5 protein-coding genes and 1 pseudogene are annotated in these 6,000 nt (G+C 67.7%); all 6 read left to right on the top strand.

Annotation, left to right across the window (positions count from 1 at the left end; all coding sequences use genetic code 11):
• Positions 1-127: 127 nt before the first annotated feature.
• Positions 128-895 (top strand): hypothetical protein, encoded by a 768-nt coding sequence (locus V8683_RS12860; protein WP_411191742.1) that lies wholly within the window; start codon positions 128-130, stop codon positions 893-895.
• A 188-nt stretch (positions 896-1,083) separates the two neighbouring features.
• Positions 1,084-1,239 (top strand): hypothetical protein, encoded by a 156-nt coding sequence (locus V8683_RS12865; protein ID WP_169740147.1) that lies wholly within the window; start codon positions 1,084-1,086, stop codon positions 1,237-1,239.
• 244 nt (positions 1,240-1,483) lie between these two features.
• Positions 1,484-2,404, top strand: a complete 921-nt coding sequence (locus V8683_RS12870; protein WP_411191741.1) for a 3-hydroxyacyl-CoA dehydrogenase family protein — start codon at positions 1,484-1,486, stop codon at positions 2,402-2,404.
• 264 nt (positions 2,405-2,668) lie between these two features.
• Positions 2,669-3,283, top strand: a complete 615-nt coding sequence (locus V8683_RS12875) for a flavin reductase family protein (protein WP_411191740.1) — start codon at positions 2,669-2,671, stop codon at positions 3,281-3,283.
• A gap of 30 nt (positions 3,284-3,313) precedes the next feature.
• Positions 3,314-3,613, top strand: a complete 300-nt coding sequence (locus V8683_RS12880) for a hypothetical protein (RefSeq protein WP_411191739.1) — start codon at positions 3,314-3,316, stop codon at positions 3,611-3,613.
• 151 nt (positions 3,614-3,764) lie between these two features.
• Positions 3,765-6,000: pseudogene (locus V8683_RS12885) on the top strand (penicillin-binding protein 1A); the annotation flags it as partial.

A 6,000-nucleotide genomic window follows, 5' to 3' on the forward strand; every position in this document is an offset into this window, starting at 1 on the left:
CGAATCTGGCCTGAGTTCGGCCCGGTCTGCATCCGCGCCCATGCGACAATGCAGCCTCGAATCCATCATACGAAGACGTCGCGCCGTGGCCGGACCAGCCCGTGTGACGCAGGACGCCTCGATCCTTATGGCAGATACCGCTGACAACGCAGAAACCCTATCCTTGGGCGCCGCACGCGCGGCGGCGCGCGACGAGAGCACCCTCGATCTTTTCCACAACGACCCGGCCCCTACGCCTGCCCAGGCGCCGGAGGTGGCGAAGGTCGAGGCGGAGCCCGCGGCTGGACAAGGCGGCAAGGTGGAGGCGACGGCGGTTCAGGCGGCGCCGGCTGCCGCGGTGGCGCCGCGCCGGGCCGCGCGGGCCAAAAGAGTCGCGGCGACGCCGAGCCGGCCGGACGGCGAAGCGGAAAGCGATGCGAAGGTGGGGGAACCTGTTTTGGCGCCGGTGGCCGCGAGCGAGCCGCCCGGCGACAGCCCTGCGCCCATCCGGCCCGAGCCCGACAATGCCCGCGTGGCGGTCCTGGCGGACACGGTCGCGGCACTCCACGGCGTGATCGCCGACCAGCGCCGCGCGACGACCGATCTGTCGCGCCGGATGAAATGGATGCTCGCGGGGGTGACCGGCGCACTGCTGGTGACGGTGGCGGCCGGCGTTATCCAGACGGTCGTACTCGCGCGTCTGGCTTCCGATGCGAGCGCTCAGCAGCAACGCCTCGCGCAGATGATGCAGGACCAGCAGACGGCGCTGGAGAGCGCGCTGGCGCGTCTTGCGGCGCCGCCGGCCGCGCCCGCATCGGCACCGGTTGCAGCAAGCAGCGTGACCCGTCAGGCAAGCCCCCGCCACGCCCAGCACGCCGCTACGCACGCTCGTCGCGCGCATCCGGCCAGTCACTGAACTCCGGCTTGGCCCTCGATAATGGCCCTTGGCCCGTTGCGTTGATGCAACGCACCAACGAGACTCCCCCTTATGCGACGGAGTGTCGCAGTTTTTTTGCTGCGATGCACTAGCGGCTTCATAGGGAAAACCCTATAATGCTCTTGTCCTAGGGAAAACCCTGATCGTCCAACTAACCGGGAGCCGCCATGAGCTTTATCTTCGCACTGGTCCAAAAGGTGAGCGACCTCTTCGCCTCGCCCTATCTGCCGCTGGATTCGGATTATTCGTACGAAGCGCGCCACCGCGAAGCCGAACGCATCCGCCTCGCGCGCTATATGCCTTTCGGTATGCCGCGCGACTAAGCGCTTCGCATGGGGCCGGCGTAAGGGCTGAAGCTCTGACTCCGGCTGGCAGCACGATCGGTTCGAGGCGGCGTCGGCCGCCGGTCTCGCCGCATCGAAGCTGCTTCGAATCCGATTCGCCACACAAGGCCGGTTCCCGTCTGGGAGCCGGCCTTGTTGCATTGGGCTCCCTGCGTGCGCGCCGGCGCTTGCCCTGAGCAGACGCTATCCTTGCCGTTTCTGAATCGGGCAACAGGGAACGGGTATGAGCGAAAAGGTGACAGTGGCGGGCGTGGTCGGCACGGGATTAATGGGCGTCGGGATTGCGACGCAGTGTGCCCTGCACGGGCTTCGAACCCTCGTGTACGACGTCGACCCCGCGCGTCTCGCGGATGTTGCAGCGAAAGCCGGGGCCGTGCTGGATGAACTGATCGACGCCGGCCGCATCGACGTGACGGCCAAGGCCGCCGCGCTGGCGCGCATCGAGACGACCGGGCAACTGGACGTGATGGCCGGCGTGCCGTTCGTGTTCGAGGCCGTGCCGGAGGTGCTCGAACTGAAGCACCGGCTCTACGCACAACTGGGCGCCGTGCTGTCGCCGGACGCGATTCTCGCGAGCAACACCAGCGGCTTCGAACCCGACGCGCTCGCCGCGCCGCTGCCCGCTCCCGAACGCTTCGTGATTGCGCACTTCTGGAACCCGCCGCATGTGATTCCGCTCGTCGAGGTGGTGCCGGGGCGGGCGACGGCACCCGAGGTCACGGCGCGCACCGCCGCGCTGATGAGCGCGATCGGCATGGAGCCGGTCGTGCTGGCTAGGGCGATTCCGGGCTTCGTCGGCAACCGGCTGCAGTTCGCGGTGCTGCGCGAGGCGCTGAACATCGTGCGTTCGGGCGCGGCGACACCCGACGTCGTGGACCGCGTGATGAAGGCGTCGCTCGGGCGGCGCTGGGGGATCGTCGGGCCGTTCGAGAGCGCCGATATGGGCGGCCTCGATACCTTCGTCGATATTTCGTCGCATCTGATGCCCGAACTCGCCAAGGACGAAGGCGTGATCGATTTGCTGCGCGAGCAGGTGGAGGCGGGGCGTGTGGGTGTGCGCAGCCGCGCGGGCTTCTACGATTGGGACGACGAGCACTTCGCACGCGTGAAGGCGGCGCGGCGCAAGCTGATCGCGGGCGGCTGACGTCGCGCGGATTGTTTGCGGGCGGGTGCTGCACAAATTGGGCAGCGTGGCGGAAAAGCGTTGCAGGTCAAAGGGTTGGGCCAGGTGTGCGCAGGTTATCCACACGTCTATCCAGCATTTCTGTGGACAAGCTCGCACCGGGTGGCCTGGCACCCAACCGGCGCCACGCGTGTCATAGTTCTAACCCATGCGTACCCGCCGCGAGCCGCTCAAGGCCTCGGCCTTCGACTTGCCAATAAGCGCCACTGAACACCACCGAGCCCCATGCCGAACACCTACTTCTACGACCCCTCCGCCGGTCACGGCCTCCCGCACGACCCGTTCAAGGCGATCGTCGCGCCGCGCGTGATCGGCTGGATCTCGAGCCGTTCCGCCGACGGCGGCCTGAACCTCGCGCCCTACAGCTTCTTCGGCGCGTTTGCGACGTTCCCGCCCATCATCGGTTTCTGCAGCGAGGGCCGCAAGGACAGCATCAGCAACATCGAGGCAACGGGCGAGTTCGTCTGGAATCTCACGTCGAAGGCGCTGGCTGCACAGATGAACCGCACGTCGGCGCCCGTTGCCGCCGACGTCGACGAATTCGCGCTCGCGGGCCTCACGCCGGTGCCCGGCCGCAACGTGAGCGTGCCGCACGTCGGCGAATCGCCGGCCGCGCTCGAATGCCGTCTGCTGCAGGTGGTGCGCCTCTCAACCCTCGACGGCACGCCGATGGACAACTGGCTTGCGCTCGGCCAGGTGGTGGGCGTGCATATCCGCGAGGAATTCCTCAAGGACGGCCTGTTCGACACGTACGCCGCGCAGCCGGTCATGCGCGCGGGTTACCGTGCCGACTACGCGCAGATCGGCGAGATGTTCCAGATGGTCCGGCCGACGGCGTAAGCCTCGCGGCCTTCGTCAGGAGAAACGTATATGCAGAGTCCAACGGGGTCGGTGGTGGCCCTCAGCTCGGCCGCCGCGACGATGTTTTCGATGGGCATGCTTTTTCTCGGCTACTGGGGGCTGCACGAGCCGTCGCCCTGGCATTTCGGCGAGCGTGTCGTCGTGGTGGTCGCGCTGGCGGGCTTCGCCTGCCTCGGCAGCGTGCCGTTTCTCGCCACCTCGCCCATGGCGACGCCCGACGACGAGTCGCGCATGCGCATGGCGCGCCGTGCCTTCCTGTGCGGCGTGAGCGCGCTCTGGTGCGCGATCGTCCTTTCGCTGATCGTGTGAACGTCTGAGCCTTTGAAGCGCAGGCCGCCCGTCGCCTGCCGGAGCGCAGGGGGAATTTTGATACGATGCACGCTTTTCCAGCCGATCCCTTGACTGCGTGAAGCGTTACGTGTCGTTCGTCCGCGATCAGTTCGCCCAATGGTCCGCCCGCCTGAAGCCCGCCCTCGCAGCCGGCGCGGCGCGTCTCCAGCCCTGTGCCGCGGCGGCCTGCGCCCGGCTCAAGCCGCTTTTCGCGCGGGCGCTGCATCATCTGCGGCATCCCACGCGGCGTGGCGTCCTCTGCGCCATCGCCGCCGTTCCCGCGCTGTTTATCCTCTATGTGCTGGTGCTGATCCCGTTCACGCCGGGCATCGGCGATATCCGCAAGGCGCGCGTGGACGAGCCCGCGCAGGTGCTCTCCGCGGACGGCAAGCTGCTCGCCGAATTCGAGCCTTCGCACCGCGAATGGGTGCCGCTCGACGAGATCTCGCCGCATATGGTCGATGCGCTCATTTCGACCGAAGATCACCGCTTCTACGAACACCACGGCATCGACTTCAAGCGCACGGCGGGCGCGGCGCTGCATACGTTCTCGGGCGACCGCCAGGGCGGCTCGACCATCACGCAGCAGCTCGCGCGCAACCTCTATCCCGACGAGATCGGCCGCGCGCCCACGCTCACGCGCAAGATCAAGGAAGCGATCACGGCGCTCAAGATCGAGGCCGTCTACAGCAAGCCGCAGATCCTCGAAACCTATCTGAACACCGTGCCGTTCCTCTACAACGCGTACGGCATCGAGATGGCGGCGCGCACGTATTTCGGTGTGTCGGCGGACCAGCTCGACATTCTGCAGAGCGCGACGCTCACCGGCATGCTCAAGGGCAACGCCTATTACAACCCGGTGATCAACCCCGAGCGCGCGCTCGCGCGGCGCAACACCGTGCTTGGGCAGATGGTGAAGTACGGCAAGCTCACGCCCGCGCAGTACGCGACGCTTTCGAAGAAGCCGCTGCGTCTGGACTTCGAACGGCAGACCGAGCCGCCCGGTCCCGCGCCGCACTTCGCGCAGCAGTTGCGCCGCTGGCTCATCGCGTGGGCCGACCGCAACGACTACAACATCTACTCGGACGGACTGGTCGTAAGGACAACGGTCGATTCGCGCCTGCAGGCGATGGCGACGGCCGCGCTCACGCAGCACGCGAACCAGTTGCAGGCGATCGCGAACGGCACATGGGGCGGCAAGGGCTGCACGGCCGGCAACGACCTCTTCCGCACCTTCATGCGCGAAACGCCCGACTACAAGAGCGCGCGCGACGCGGGCGCGGACGACGCGGACGCCCTCAAGCAGCTCGCTTCGGACCGCGCGTTCATGCGCGCGCTGTGCAAGGACAAGACCGAGGTCGAGGCGGGCTTTCTCGCGATCGACCCGCGCACCGGGCAGATCAAGGCCTGGGTGGGCAGCCGCGATTTCGCCGGCGAGCCCTACGATCACGTCCAGCAGGCGCGGCGCCAGCCGGGTTCGACGTTCAAGCCGTTCGTCTATGGCGCGGCCTTCGCGGCGGGCGCGAAGCCGACCGACACCTTTATCGACCAGCCCGTCGAAATCCCGCTCGCAGGCGGCGAGATCTGGCGCCCGGACGACGACGTGCCGCCCAGCGGCAAGCCAATGACGCTGCGCGACGGGATCGCGTATTCGCGCAACCGCATCACGGCGCAGTTGATGGAGCAGGTGGGGCCGGACAAGGTGGTGCGCCTCGCGCAGGCGATGGGCGTGCGCGACAGCGAGCTCGACCCGGTGCCGTCGCTCGCTCTCGGCACGAGCCCGGTCACGCTCAAGGAGATGGTGTCGGCCTACAGCACGATCGCCAACGACGGCGAATACCTGGAGCCGCGCATGGTCACGAGCATCGAAGACCGCAAGGGCAACGTGCTCGCCGAGTTCGCGAACGCCTCGCCCGAGCGTGCGCTCTCCGCTTCCGCCGACCGCACGCTGATCGACGTGATGCGCGACGTGGTGAACCACGGCACGGGGGCGAGCATCCGCACGCGCTTCGGCATTCGCGCGGACGTGGCGGGCAAGACCGGCACGACGCAGGGCAACACGGACGGCTGGTTCATCCTCATGGACCCGCAGCTCGTGGCGGGGGCGTGGGTAGGGTTCGACGACGGCCGCGTGACGCTCGACGACTACTGGGGGCAGGGCGCGCGCAGTGCATTGCCGATCGTCGGCGACTTTTTCCAGCGGGCGCTGCGCGCGCGCATCGTCGATCCGCGTGCGCGCTTCGATACCGAGGTGAAGCCGGGCGCCTTCGAGACGTTCCGCGAAACCTTCCGCGAGAAGCTCGACGTGTGGATCGAGAAGTTGTTTGGGGCGAAGCCGAAGGCCGCGGCACCGGTCGCGCCGGTCA

The sequence above is a fragment of the Paraburkholderia sp. AV2 genome (assembly GCF_054968425.1).

What these genes read in the sequence shown, in the direction of transcription:
- V8683_RS12870 (WP_411191741.1), top strand. Translation starts at nt 1,484, where the DNA reads ATGAGCGAAAAGGTGACAGTGGCGGGCGTGGTCGGCACGGGATTAATG.
- V8683_RS12875 (WP_411191740.1), top strand. Translation starts at nt 2,669, where the DNA reads ATGCCGAACACCTACTTCTACGACCCCTCCGCCGGTCACGGCCTCCCG.
- V8683_RS12880 (WP_411191739.1), top strand. Translation starts at nt 3,314, where the DNA reads ATGCAGAGTCCAACGGGGTCGGTGGTGGCCCTCAGCTCGGCCGCCGCG.
- V8683_RS12865 (WP_169740147.1), top strand. Translation starts at nt 1,084, where the DNA reads ATGAGCTTTATCTTCGCACTGGTCCAAAAGGTGAGCGACCTCTTCGCC.
- V8683_RS12860 (WP_411191742.1), top strand. Translation starts at nt 128, where the DNA reads ATGGCAGATACCGCTGACAACGCAGAAACCCTATCCTTGGGCGCCGCA.